The organism is Streptomyces anatolicus (genome assembly GCF_019400875.1).
Lineage (GTDB): Bacteria > Actinomycetota > Actinomycetes > Streptomycetales > Streptomycetaceae > Streptomyces > Streptomyces anatolicus.
Window position 1 is genome coordinate 1 of the sequence record NZ_WMBF01000189.1, and the last position, 11928, is coordinate 11928.

An 11928-nucleotide genomic window follows, 5' to 3' on the forward strand; every position below is an offset into this window, starting at 1 on the left:
GTACGGCGCGGGGAGGCCGGGGGCGGGGATTACTCCCCACGGAGTACGCGCCGGGCCACGGAGTGCGCGCCGGGCCCCGAAGTACGCGCCGCGCCCCTCAGGACGGCGTCCGCGCCGCCGCCAGCAGCCGTGTCACATCCTCCGAGCAGATGGTGAGCGCGCAGCCCGCCGTGGCGAGGACATCGCGCTCGGCGGGCGTGTAGGGCCCGTCGGCGAGGGCGATCCGCGCGCCCTGGAGGAGCAGCGCCTCGCGGCCCGCGGGGGCGAGGTGCGGGGCCAGGGGGCCGAGCGCCTCGTGGAGTTCGATGGCGAGGCCGGGCCCGCAGTCGGGCTCGGTGGCGCGGCCGGTGTCGGCGGCGAGCGCGTCGACGAGGGCGACGAGCCGCTCCTCGGTGCAGTCGTCGTGGCCCGCGGCCAGCAGCGTGCCGACGGCCGTGTCGAGGGTGGCGCGCGAGCAGGCGCCGCCCGTGGAGAGGACGGCGACGACCACGGTGTGGACGGCGTCGCGCAGCATCGCGGAGAGCCGGGTGGTGGTGGGGTGGTCGAGGACGTCGGGGTCGAAGAGGTCCTGGCAGGCGGCGCACTGGACGACGGGCCCGGCGGGGCCGCGCGGCACGACGGGCAGGCCGAGCAGGACGAAGCGGCGCCGGCCGGTGAGCCGCTGGTAGTTGCGGTCGCCGCCGCAGGCCGGACAGAAGAACTCGCCGTCACCGACGGCGTCCCAGGCGGTGTGGACGCCGATGATCCGCTTGCACAGGGCCCGCCCCCGCGTGACGGGTCTGGCGGAAATGCGGGCTTGTCGGCCGTTTCGTCCATGATCTGGCAGCACCACGCACCTCCGTAACTCCCCGGCTGCATTGCCGTGTTGGCGTGATGTTAGCCACATCGGTGATGCGGCGTCAGCACCTCGCACAGGAGAGCGAGCCGGAGGTGGCCGGGAGATGACGCGGCCCCGCCCGCCGAGGGGGCGGACGGGGCCGGAGAAGGTGGGGCCGGGGGTCAGCGCGCCGCGCGGTTGACGGCCGACACGACGGCCTTCAGCGAGGCACGCGTGGTGTTCGCGTCGATGCCGATGCCCCACAGCACCTTGTCGCCGATCGCGCACTCGATGTACGAGGCGGCCTGCGCGGACGCGCCCTCGCTCATCGTGTGCTCCTGGTAGTCCAGCAGGCGTACGTCGATGCCGATGCCCTGCAGCGCGTCGAAGAACGCGGAGATCGGGCCGTTGCCGGAACCGGTCAGGACGGTGTCCGCGCCGTCCAGGGTGGCCTCGACGGTGAGGGTGTCGACGCCGTCCGTGTCGGTCGTCGTCTGGCCGTTCTTGACCTGAATCCGACCCCACGGATTACCCGGGTTGGGCAGGTACTCGTCCTGGAAGACGCTCCAGATCGCGCCCGGGGTGACCTCGCCGCCCTCGGCGTCGGTCTTCGCCTGGATGATCCTGGAGAACTCGATCTGCATGCGGCGGGGCAGGTCCAGCTTGTGGTCGTTCTTCAGGACGTAGGCGATACCGCCCTTGCCGGACTGAGAGTTGACGCGGATGACGGCCTCGTAGGAACGGCCGACGTCCTTGGGGTCGATGGGCAGGTACGGCACGGCCCACTCGATGTCGTCGACCGTCTTGCCCGCCGCCGCCGCGCGGGTCTCCAGCGCGTCGAAGCCCTTCTTGATGGCGTCCTGGTGGGAGCCGGAGAAGGCGGTGTAGACCAGGTCGCCCGCGTAGGGGTGGCGGGGGTGGACCTCCATCTGCGTGCAGTACTCGTACACGCGACGGACCTCGTCGATGTCCGAGAAGTCGATCTGCGGGTCGACGCCCTGGGAGAAGAGGTTCATGCCCAGCGTGACCAGGTCGACGTTGCCGGTGCGCTCGCCCTGGCCGAACAGGCAGCCCTCGACGCGGTCGCCGCCGGCCATGACGGCCAGCTCGGCGGCGGCGACGGCGGTGCCCCGGTCGTTGTGCGGGTGGATGGACAGGCAGACGTACTCGCGCCGGGAGAGGTTGCGCGACATCCACTCGAAGCGGTCCGCGTGGGTGGAGGGCGTGGAGCGCTCGACCGTGGCGGGCAGGTTCAGGATGATCTCGCGCTCGGCGTCGGGCTGCCATACGTCCATGACGCCCTCGCAGACCTCCAGGGCGAAGTCCAGCTCGGTGTCGGTGAAGATCTCGGGGCTGTACTGGTATCCGAACGTCGTACGGTCGTCCAGCAGCTTTTCGGCGTACTCCATGACCAGCCGGGTGCCGTCGACGGCGATCTGCTTGACCGCGTCGCGGGAGCCGCGGAAGACCACGTCGCGCCAGACGGGCGCGGTCGCGTTGTAGAGGTGGACGGTCGCGCGGCGGGCGCCCTTCAGGGACTCCACGGTGCGTTCGATCAGCTCTTCGCGGGCCTGGGTCAGGACGGAGATCGTCACGTCGTCGGGGATCGCGTCCTCGTCCTCGATGATCGAGCGCACGAAGTCGAAGTCGGTCTGGCCGGAGGAGGGGAAACCGACCTCGATCTCCTTGTAGCCCATGCGTACCAGCAGGTCGAACATGGCGCGCTTGCGCGCCGGTGACATGGGGTCGATCAGCGCTTGGTTGCCGTCGCGCAGGTCCGTGGAGAGCCAGCGGGGGGCGACGGTGATCCGGTTGTCGGGCCAGGTGCGGTCCGGGATGCCGACCTGCTCGTACTGGCCGTACTTGTGGATCGGCATGGACGTGGGGCGCTGGAAGTTCGGCATGTGCGGGGCTCCTCGGAAGTGTCCTGAAGGACGGCCGACGGTCTTAGCGCAACGCCGAACTCCGCGGGGAGGGGGTCGGCCTCGACTACAGGCCCTCGCCGCGGCAGCTAAGGAGAAGCAGCCCGAATCGCATGATGTGCCGCAGCCTAGCCGAGCCGCGCTCTGTGCGCGGGCCCGTATCAGTATGCGGGACCGTGACGAGATAAACGCGTAGAGGTGATCAATCCCTCTATTTCAGCAATCATGGTGGCAGGTAGTGACAGCGGCATGACCCAGTGCCACATTGCCGCCATGACCGCCAACCCGACGGGCTTCGAGCCCGTTTTCTGCACCATCGTCCCGCCCCACGTCCTGGACACCCTCGCCCAGAGCCAGAACCCGACGCTCGCCGGCCCGGCCCGTCGCACCCTGGAGCGGGACTCCATCGAGCGCACCCGCCGCCGTCTGACGACCGTCGTCGGGGCGCCCAGCGTGGCGCTGCCCAAGGGCGCGGCGGCGGACAAGCCGCACCGCACCATCTACGACGCACAGCAGCGCACCCAGCTGCCGGGCCGCAAAGTGCGCGGCGAGGGCGACGAGCCCGGCAAGGACGCCACCGTCAACCGCGCGTACGCGGGCCTCGGCGCCACCTTCGAGCTGTTCCAGAAGGCGTACGAACGCAACTCCATCGACGGCAACGGCCTGCCGCTCGACGCGACCGTCCACTACGGCGAGGAGTACGGCAACGCCTTCTGGAACGGCGAGCAGATGGTGTTCGGCGACGGCGACGGCGAGATCTTCCTCGACTTCACCATCCCCGTGGACGTCATCGGCCACGAGCTGACCCACGGCGTCGTGCAGTACACGGCGAACCTCACCTACTTCGGCCAGCCGGGCGCCCTGAACGAGTCGATGGCGGACGTCTTCGGCTCGATCATCAAGCAGTACACGCTCGGCCAGAGCGCCCGCGAGGCCGACTGGCTGATCGGCGCGGGCCTGCTCGCCCCGGGCGTCTCCGGCAAGGCGCTGCGCTCCATGAAGGAGCCCGGTACGGCGTACGACGACGACGTCCTCGGCAAGGACCCGCAGCCCGCCGACATGGACCACTACGTGCGCACGGGCCGGGACAACGGCGGTGTGCACATCAACTCCGGCATCCCCAACCGCGCGTTCTACCTGGTCGCCGACGCGCTCGGCGGCCACTCGTGGGAGCGGGCCGGCCAGATCTGGTACGCCGTCCTGACCGGCGGCGAGCTGGCGCAGGACGCCTCCTTCGAGGACTTCGCGAAGCTGACGGTGGCCGCGGCCCGCCAGAAGTACGGCGACGGGGAGGAGCTGAAGGCCGTCACCGACGCGTGGGCGACGGTCAAGGTGCCGGTGCCCAAGTCCGCCGCCAACGGCTGACGGCGCGCTACCGGCCGCCCGCGCGGTGGAGTAGACAGGAGCCATGCGTATCCAGGTGAAGCGCACGGGCGGGTTCGCGGGCATCGACCGGCACGCCGAGGTGGACACCTCGACGCTGGCCGATGCCCCCGAATGGCACGCGCTGGCCGAACAGGCCTTGGCCGACGGCCGCGGCACCCCACCCATCGGGGTGCCGGACGGCTTCAACTACCAGCTGACGGTGGACGGGTGCACGGTGTACTGCTCCGACCCACGGCTGACCGAGGCACAGCGGAAGCTGATCTCACGGGTGCTGAAGGAGGGTTCGTAGGGCACGCCCATTGACTTCCGTACTCGGCGGTACGGAAGATCCCGCCCATGGCAGCGACCGAGGCAGGCCCGATACCCCCGCTCCCCCGCTTCCCCCGGGATTTCCTGTGGGGCGTGTCCACGTCGGCCCACCAGATCGAGGGCGCCGCCGACGAGCGCGGCGCCTCGGTGTGGGACGCCTTCACGGCCGTGCCGGGGAACGTGAAGGACGGCACGACGGCCGCCGTCGCCTGCGACCACTACCACCGCTACCGCGAGGACGTGGCGCTCGTCCGTGACCTCGGCGTGGACGCCTACCGCTTCTCCGTCTCCTGGCCGCGCGTGCTGCCCACCGGCTCGGGCCCGGTGCACGCGGCGGGCCTGGACTTCTACGACCGCCTCGTCGACGAGCTGTGCGCGGCGGGCGTGCGCCCCGTCCCCACCCTCTTCCACTGGGACACCCCGCTGGCCGTGCAGGAGGCGGGCGGCTGGCTGAGCCGCGACACCGCCGAGCGCTTCGCCGAGTACGCCGCCGTGGTCGCGGCCCGCATCGGCGACCGCGTCCCCAAGTGGATCACCCTCAACGAACCCGCCGAACACACCCTGCTCGGCCACGCCCTCGGCGAGCACGCCCCCGGTCAGCGGCTCCTCTTCGACGCGCTGCCGGTCGCCCACCACCAGCTCCTCGCGCACGGCCTCGCGGTGCGGGCGCTGCGCGCGGCGGGCGCCCGGGACATCGGCATCGCCAACTCGCACGGCCCGACCTGGCCCGCCTCGGACGGCGACGAGGACACGGCCGCCGCCGACTTCTACGACGTACTCCTCAACCGCCTCTTCGCCGACCCGCTGCTCCTCGGCCACTACCCCGAGGGCTATGGGGAGTTGCTGCCCTCCCCCGACCTGGCAGCGGACCTGAAGGTCATCTCCGAGCCCCTTGACTGGTACGGGATCAACTTCTACCAGCCGACGAAGGTGGGCGCCCCGCTCCCGCGCCCCACCGAGTTCTCCGGCCTCACGCTCCCGCCCGAACTCCCCTTCGCGCCAAGGGAGATCGGGGGGTATCCGACGACGGACTTCGGCTGGCCGGTGGTCCCCGGTGCCCTCACCGAACTCCTCACCGCCTTCCGCGACCGCTACGGCGACCGCCTCCCGCCGCTCGTCATCACCGAGAACGGCTGCTCGTACGCGGGCCTGGACGACCAGGAGCGGATCGCCTACCTGGACGGCCATCTGCGGGCCCTGCACCGGGCGCTTGAGGCGGGAGTGGACGTACGCGGCTACTTCGTCTGGTCGCTCATGGACAACTTCGAGTGGGCGGAGGGCTACCGGCAGCGCTTCGGCCTCGTCCACATCGACTACGCCACCCTGGAGCGCACCCCGAAGGCGTCCTACCACTGGCTGCGCGAGGTCCTGCGGGCGCGGCGCGCATGACCGCCGCCGCGCTGCGGGAGCCCACCGACCGGGTCGGCGGGGGCTGGACGGGCGCCCTGTCGCTGGCGAACGGCGCGATCTGGGTGGGGTGGTACGGGCCGCTGCAGATCCTGCTCGCCGTGCAGGCCGAGGATCTCGCCCCCGCGGGCACCTCGAAGGAGACGGTCCTCGCCTGGGTGACGGGCGTGGGCGCGGTCGTCTCGCTCGCCGCGAACCCGCTGTTCGGCGCGGTGTCGGACCGCACCACGTCCCGCCGGGGCCGGCGCACGCCGTGGATCGTGGCGGGCGCTGCGGGCGGCGCCGCCTCACTCCTGCTGCTCTCGGCGGCGGGGTCCGTGTGGGCGATGGCGGTGGGCTGGTGCCTGGTGCAGCTCACCCTGAACGCCGCGTTCGCCGCGGTCACCGCCGCCGTGCCGGACCGGGTGCCGCGCGGCCGGCGGGGCGCGGTCGGCGGCTGGCTCGGGGCGGCGCAGCTGCTCGGGGTGGTCGTCGGGACGGGCCTCGCGACGCTGGCGGGCGGCACGGTCGCGGGGTACGCGGCGTGCGCGGTCTTCACGGTGGCGGGCGTGCTGCCCTACGTCGTACGCCACCGGGACCTTCGCCTGGACGCCGCTGACCGGCCCCCCTGGAGCGGGCGGAGCTTCCTCGCGGGGTTCTGGCTGAGCCCGCGCCGCCATCCCGATCTGGCCTGGGCCTGGCTGACGCGCTTCCTGATCAACGTCAGCAACTCCGTGGTGCTGCTCTATCTCCTGTACTTCCTCCGCGACGGCCTGCACCGCGCGGACCCGGAGCAGGGCGTGCTGATCCTGACCGCGGTGAACGGCGCGACGATGCTCGCCACCGTCGTGGCGGGCGGCGCCTGGTCGGACCGGGTGGGCCGCCGCAAGCCCTTCGTGGTCTGGTCGGGCTCGCTGATGGCGGCGGCGACGGGGCTGCTCGCCCTCTGGCAGACCTGGCCGGGCGCGCTCGTCGCGGCGGCGCTGCTCGGCGTCGGCTTCGGCGTCTTCACGTCGGTGGACTTCGCCCTGATGACGGACGTGCTGCCCAGCTCCCTGGACCGCGGCAAGGACCTAGGCGTCATCAACATCGCCAACTCCCTCCCCCAGGTGGCGGCCCCGGCCCTGGCGGCCCCGATCGTGACGCACCTGGGCGGCTACCGGACGCTCTACCTGACGGCGGCAGTGATCGGCCTGGCGGGGGCGGTGCTGGTGCGCCGGATCAAGGGGGTGAGATAGAGGCGCTCAGAACCCGAGCTTGCGCAACTGCCGAGGATCCCGCTGCCAGTCCTTGGCGACCTTGACGTGCAGGTCGAGGAAGACGGGCGTACCGAGAAGCGCCTCGATCTGCTTGCGGGACTTGATGCCGACGTCCTTCAGCCGCTTGCCCTTGGGGCCGATGATGATCCCCTTCTGGCTGGGCCGCTCGATGTAGACGAACGCGTGGATGTCGAGCAGCGGCTTGTCGGCGGGCCGGTCCTCGCGCGGCAGCATTTCCTCGACCACGACGGCGATGGAGTGCGGCAGCTCGTCCCGTACGCCTTCGAGCGCGGCCTCGCGGATCAGCTCGGCGACCATGACCTGCTCGGGCTCGTCGGTGAGGTCGCCCTCGGGGTAGAGCGGGGGGCCCTCCGGCAGCAGCGGCACGATCAGGTCGGCGAGGAGACCGACCTGCTGGTCGCCGACGGCCGACACCGGCACGATCTCGGCCCACTCGAAGCCCAGCTCCGTGCCGAGCTGGTCGATGGCGATGAGCTGCTCGGCGAGCGTCTTGCTGTCGACCAGGTCGGTCTTGGTGACGATCGCGATCTTCGGCGTCTTCTTGATGGACGCCAGTTCCTTGGCGATGAACCGGTCGCCGGGGCCCAGCTTCTCGTTCGCCGGCAGACAGAAGCCGATGACGTCGACCTCGGCCCAGGTGGTCCGTACGACGTCGTTCAGCCGCTCGCCGAGCAGTGTGCGCGGCTTGTGGAGCCCGGGGGTGTCGACCAGGATCATCTGGGCGTCCGGCCGGTGCACGATGCCGCGGACCGTGTGGCGCGTGGTCTGCGGCTGGTTCGCGGTGATCGCGACCTTCTTGCCTACCAGAGCGTTCGTGAGGGTGGACTTGCCCGCGTTGGGGCGGCCGACGAAGCAGGCGAAGCCGGCCCGGTGGGCGGCCTCGGACGGCTCGGCTGATGACGGGGTACGAACGCTCATGGCGCCCATTGTCCCTGATCGCGGGAGCCCCGCCGTACCGTGCCGCTTCCGCCGTGGGCCGGGGCCGGGAAATCACCGGCTTCGCCGGGTTCGTCCGCGCCCACGGGACGGGCCCTACTCGCCCGCGTCGACCCGCGCCCTGACCTCGCCGTCGGCCCCCGCGAGGAACACCGGCGTACCGGCCCCGCCGAGGTCCCGCACCGCGGCGAGGTCCTCCGTGGGAAGCTCCTGCGCGCCGGAGACGACCGCCGCGGCCTCCAGGGACTCGGCGCCCGAGGCGACCGCCATCGCCACGGCGGTCCGCAGCGCGGAGAGCCGGAGCGAGTCGAGCGCGACGGTCCCCGCCACGTACGTACGTCCCGTCTCGTCCCGCACGGCCGCCCCCTCGGGCACGCCGTTGCGGGCCCGGGCCGAACGGGCCAGGGTGACGATCTTGCGGTCCTCGGGACCGAGGTCGGTGCTCTGCGTCATGCCCCGAGCATAAAGAGCACCCCGCACCGGCGCCCCGTCAGGGGCACGGGGAACTGCGCGCCCGGCCACCGACGGCCCGCGGGCCGGAGAACACCCCGGGAGGCCCCCGCATCAGGACCGGTCGAGCCGCAGCCGCAGCGCGCGCGGCAGCCCCGCGACCACCAGGTCGTACGAGTCCTCGATCAGCTCCCTGAGCCGATCATCGGGGAGGTCGCCGTCAGCTGTGACGGTGTTCCAGTGCCGCTTGTTCATGTGGTAGCCCGGCACGATCTCCGGGTGCGCGGCGCGCAGCTGCACCGCCAGGTCCGGATCGCACTTGAGGTTGACGGTCAGCGGCCGCCCGCCGAGCGCCGAGAGCGCGAACATCTTCCCCGCCACCTTGAAGACCGAGGTCTCCGGGTTGAACGGTAAGTCCTCCACCGCGTCGTTGAAGGACAGGCAGAAGGTCCGCAGCCCCTCGGGGGTCACTCGGAGTCCCCCGCCTCGTGCGAGCCCTTGGGCGTGACCGGCTCCACGAGTACCGTCACGATCTTGTTCCGGCGGCCCGCGGCGGACTCCGCGGTGAGCGCCAGTTCGCGGCCGTCCGGCAGCGGCACGATCGCCGAGGCCCCGGCGATCGGGACGCGGCCCAGCTGCTTGGCGAGCAGGCCGCCGACCGTCTCCACGTCCTCGTCGTCGAACTCGTCGAGGCCGAAGAGCTCCCCGAGGTCGCCGATGTCGAGCCGCGCCGTGACGCGGTAGCAGCCGTCGGCCAGCTCCTCGACGGGCGGCAGCTCACGGTCGTACTCGTCGGTGATCTCGCCGACGATCTCTTCCAGGATGTCCTCGATGGTCACGATGCCGGCCGTGCCGCCGTACTCGTCGATGACCACGGCCACGTGGTTGCGCTCCTGCTGCATCTCGCGCAGCAGGTCGCCCGCGTTCTTCGTGTCGGGCACGAAGGTCGCCGGGCGCATCGCCGTCGACACCAGCTCGGACTCGGCCTCGCGGTTGATGTGCGTCTTGCGGGCCAGGTCCTTCAGATAGACCATGCCGACGATGTCGTCCTCGCTCTCGCCCGTGACCGGTATGCGCGAGAAGCCGGAGCGCAGGGCAAGGGTGAGGGCCTGACGGATCGTCTTGAAGCGTTCGATGGCGACGAGGTCGGTGCGGGGCACCATCACCTCGCGCACCAGCGTGTCGCCCAGTTCGAAGACGGAGTGCACCATGCGGCGCTCCTCGTCCTCGATCAGGGACTCCTTCTCTGCGAGGTCGACCATGGCGCGCAGCTCGGCCTCGGAGGCGAACGGGCCGCGCCTGAAGCCCTTGCCGGGCGTCAGGGCGTTGCCGATGAGGATCAGCAGGGGCGGGATCGGGCCCATCACCCGGGCCAGCGGCAGCAGGACGTACGCGGCGGCTGTCGCGGTGCTCAGCGGGTGCTGGCGGCCGATGGTGCGCGGCGAGACGCCGACGGCGACATAACTGACCAGGACCATCACGCCGATGGCGATCGCGAGGGCTTCCCAGGTCTTGTCGAACTCCTTCAGGCAGGCGTACGTGACGAGGGCCGACGCGGCCATCTCGCACGCCACCCGCACGAGCAGCGCCACATTGAGGTAGCGGGTCGGGTCGGCGGCGACCTGCGCGAGCTTCGCGCTGCCCCGGCGCCCGGAGCGGACCGCCTCGTCGGCGCGGAAGCTGGAGACGCGGGCGAGGCCCGCCTCGGCGCAGGCGGCGAGCCAGGCCACGACGACCAGGGCGACCGCGCCCGCGATCAGTTGGAGGCTCACGGCGCTACGAGACGGTGGGCGCGGGAGAGGGACCGGTCAGGCCCTTCTCGGCACGCCAGCCGTCGACGATGGCCGCCTGGAGGCCGAACATCTCGGCCTTCTCGTCGGGCTCCTCGTGGTCGTACCCGAGCAGGTGCAGCACCCCGTGGACGGTCAGGAGCTGCAGCTCCTCGTCCATGGAGTGCTGCGTCGGGGCGTCCTTGCCCTGCTGGGTGGCGACCTCGGGGCAGAGCACGATGTCGCCGAGGAGGCCCTGCGGGGGCTCGTCGTCGTCCTTCATGGGCGGCCGCAGCTCGTCCATGGGGAAGGACATGACGTCCGTGGGCCCCGGCAGGTCCATCCACTGGATGTGCAGCTGCTCCATGGCGTCGGCGTCCACGACGATCACCGAGAGCTCGGAGAGCGGGTGGATGCGCATCCGCGCGAGGGCGTAGCGGGCGATGTCGAGGATCGCCTGCTCGTCGACCTCGGTTCCGGATTCGTTGTTGACGTCGATCGACATGGTGGTGCTGGTCTACTTCCCGTCGCGGCTGTCGTGCTGCTCGTACGCGTCGACGATACGGCCGACCAGCTTGTGCCGTACGACATCGTGGGACGTGAGGCGGGAGAAGTGGATGTCCTCCACGCCCTCCAGGATCCGCTGGACCTCGCGCAGACCGCTCTTGGTGCCGCCGGGCAGGTCGACCTGGGTGACGTCACCGGTGATGACGATCTTCGAGTCGAAGCCGAGGCGGGTGAGGAACATCTTCATCTGCTCGGCGCTGGTGTTCTGCGCCTCGTCGAGGATGATGAACGCGTCGTTCAGGGTGCGGCCGCGCATGTACGCCAGCGGCGCGACCTCGATCGTGCCCGCGGCCATCAGGCGCGGGATCGAGTCGGGGTCGAGCATGTCGTGCAGGGCGTCGTAGAGCGGGCGCAGGTAGGGGTCGATCTTCTCGTACAGGGTGCCGGGCAGGAAGCCGAGGCGCTCGCCCGCCTCGACCGCGGGCCGGGTCAGGATGATGCGGTTGACCTGCTTGGACTGCAGGGCCTGGACCGCCTTCGCCATGGCGAGGTAGGTCTTGCCCGTGCCGGCCGGGCCGATACCGAAGACGATGGTGTGCTTGTCGATCGCGTCGACGTACCGCTTCTGGTTCAGCGTCTTGGGGCGGATGGTGCGGCCCCGGGACGAGAGGATGTTCTGCGTGAGGACCTCGGCGGGGGTCTCCTCCGCGCCGCTGCCGCTCTCGTCCGCCCTCAGCATGGCGATCGAGCGTTCCACTGCGTCCTCCGTCATCGGCTGACCGGTGCGGAGCACCAGCATCATCTGGTCGAACAGGCGCTGGATGAGGGCGACTTCGCGGGCCGCGCCCACGGCGCTGATCTCATTGCCCCGGACGTGGATGTCGGCCGCCGGGAAGGCCTTCTCGATCACGCGCAGCAGGGCGTCGCCCGAACCGAGGACGGTCACCATGGGGTGCTTCGCCGGAACCGTGAAGTGGGCTCGGGCCTCGTCCTGGTCTGCGGTGTGCGTGGTGGGTGTCTGAGTCATGGGCCGGCTCTGAAGGCCTGCTCATCCTCCTTGTGCGGGGCTTGGGCCGCTTGGCCTTGCGCTTCCAGAGTACGACGGCGCTGGCGCTGTGCCGTAGGGGATTTTCGTGCCGCCGCTTCGCGGCGATGCTTTCCCACCC

At 71.1% G+C, this 11928-nt stretch carries 12 protein-coding genes; 4 read left to right on the forward strand and 8 right to left on the reverse strand.

What is annotated here, in order from left to right; translation table 11 throughout:
• Positions 1-97: 97 nt before the first annotated feature.
• Both GKQ77_RS18070 and leuA read right to left on the reverse strand, forming a co-directional pair.
• Positions 98-829 (reverse strand): TerB family tellurite resistance protein, encoded by a 732-nt coding sequence (locus GKQ77_RS18070; RefSeq protein WP_372459911.1) that lies wholly within the window; start codon positions 827-829, stop codon positions 98-100.
• Positions 830-999: 170 nt separating this feature from the next.
• Positions 1000-2721 (reverse strand): 2-isopropylmalate synthase, encoded by a 1722-nt coding sequence (gene leuA / locus GKQ77_RS18075; protein WP_219689831.1) that lies wholly within the window; start codon positions 2719-2721, stop codon positions 1000-1002.
• A gap of 291 nt (positions 2722-3012) precedes the next feature.
• Here leuA and GKQ77_RS18080 point away from each other — a divergent pair, with 291 nt between their 5' ends.
• Genes GKQ77_RS18080 through GKQ77_RS18095 form a run of 4 tightly spaced genes read left to right on the forward strand, consistent with a single transcriptional unit; the run spans position 3013 to position 7058 of the window.
• The gene (locus tag GKQ77_RS18080) at positions 3013-4104 is read left to right on the forward strand and encodes a M4 family metallopeptidase (protein WP_219689832.1); all 1092 of its coding nucleotides are present in this window, start codon (positions 3013-3015) and stop codon (positions 4102-4104) included.
• Positions 4105-4147: 43 nt separating this feature from the next.
• Entirely contained in the window at positions 4148-4414 is a 267-nt protein-coding gene (locus tag GKQ77_RS18085) for a protealysin inhibitor emfourin (RefSeq protein WP_219689833.1), read from the forward strand.
• A 47-nt stretch (positions 4415-4461) separates the two neighbouring features.
• On the forward strand, positions 4462-5823 hold the full coding sequence (locus GKQ77_RS18090; RefSeq protein WP_219689835.1) for a GH1 family beta-glucosidase: 1362 nt from the start codon (positions 4462-4464) through the stop codon (positions 5821-5823).
• Positions 5820-7058 (forward strand): MFS transporter, encoded by a 1239-nt coding sequence (locus GKQ77_RS18095; RefSeq protein WP_219689837.1) that lies wholly within the window; start codon positions 5820-5822, stop codon positions 7056-7058. The genes GKQ77_RS18090 and GKQ77_RS18095 overlap by 4 nt, the downstream gene beginning before the upstream one ends.
• Positions 7059-7064: 6 nt before the next feature.
• On the opposite strand, the gene era is transcribed toward GKQ77_RS18095, so the two are convergent.
• The 6 genes from era to GKQ77_RS18125 all read right to left on the reverse strand — a co-directional run bounded on the left by era (position 7065) and on the right by GKQ77_RS18125 (position 11789).
• Positions 7065-8027 (reverse strand): GTPase Era, encoded by a 963-nt coding sequence (gene era, locus GKQ77_RS18100; RefSeq protein WP_372459912.1) that lies wholly within the window; start codon positions 8025-8027, stop codon positions 7065-7067.
• 105 nt (positions 8028-8132) lie between these two features.
• Complete coding sequence (locus GKQ77_RS18105) at positions 8133-8489, reverse strand: cytidine deaminase-like protein (RefSeq protein ID WP_219689838.1); 357 nt, start codon at positions 8487-8489, stop codon at positions 8133-8135.
• A gap of 111 nt (positions 8490-8600) precedes the next feature.
• Positions 8601-8957, reverse strand: coding sequence for an MmcQ/YjbR family DNA-binding protein (locus GKQ77_RS18110; protein ID WP_219689840.1), 357 nt, complete (start codon positions 8955-8957; stop codon positions 8601-8603).
• Positions 8954-10258, reverse strand: a complete 1305-nt coding sequence (locus tag GKQ77_RS18115) for a hemolysin family protein (protein WP_219689841.1) — start codon at positions 10256-10258, stop codon at positions 8954-8956. Before GKQ77_RS18115 ends, GKQ77_RS18110 begins: the two co-directional genes overlap by 4 nt.
• A 4-nt stretch (positions 10259-10262) precedes the next feature.
• Positions 10263-10760 (reverse strand): rRNA maturation RNase YbeY, encoded by a 498-nt coding sequence (gene ybeY / locus GKQ77_RS18120; RefSeq protein ID WP_125512708.1) that lies wholly within the window; start codon positions 10758-10760, stop codon positions 10263-10265.
• Between the two features lie 12 nt (positions 10761-10772).
• On the reverse strand, positions 10773-11789 hold the full coding sequence (locus tag GKQ77_RS18125; RefSeq protein ID WP_219689843.1) for a PhoH family protein: 1017 nt from the start codon (positions 11787-11789) through the stop codon (positions 10773-10775).
• Between the last annotated feature and the right edge of the window lie 139 nt (positions 11790-11928).

Excerpts from the sequence above, each read along its gene's own strand:
- GKQ77_RS18090 (WP_219689835.1), top strand. The coding sequence starts at position 4,462 with ATGGCAGCGACCGAGGCAGGCCCGATACCCCCGCTCCCCCGCTTCCCC.
- leuA (WP_219689831.1), bottom strand. The coding sequence starts at position 2,721 with ATGCCGAACTTCCAGCGCCCCACGTCCATGCCGATCCACAAGTACGGC.
- GKQ77_RS18125 (WP_219689843.1), bottom strand. The coding sequence starts at position 11,789 with ATGACTCAGACACCCACCACGCACACCGCAGACCAGGACGAGGCCCGA.
- GKQ77_RS18085 (WP_219689833.1), top strand. The coding sequence starts at position 4,148 with ATGCGTATCCAGGTGAAGCGCACGGGCGGGTTCGCGGGCATCGACCGG.
- GKQ77_RS18105 (WP_219689838.1), bottom strand. The coding sequence starts at position 8,489 with ATGACGCAGAGCACCGACCTCGGTCCCGAGGACCGCAAGATCGTCACC.
- GKQ77_RS18080 (WP_219689832.1), top strand. The coding sequence starts at position 3,013 with ATGACCGCCAACCCGACGGGCTTCGAGCCCGTTTTCTGCACCATCGTC.
- GKQ77_RS18095 (WP_219689837.1), top strand. The coding sequence starts at position 5,820 with ATGACCGCCGCCGCGCTGCGGGAGCCCACCGACCGGGTCGGCGGGGGC.
- era (WP_372459912.1), bottom strand. The coding sequence starts at position 8,027 with ATGGGCGCCATGAGCGTTCGTACCCCGTCATCAGCCGAGCCGTCCGAG.
- ybeY (WP_125512708.1), bottom strand. The coding sequence starts at position 10,760 with ATGTCGATCGACGTCAACAACGAATCCGGAACCGAGGTCGACGAGCAG.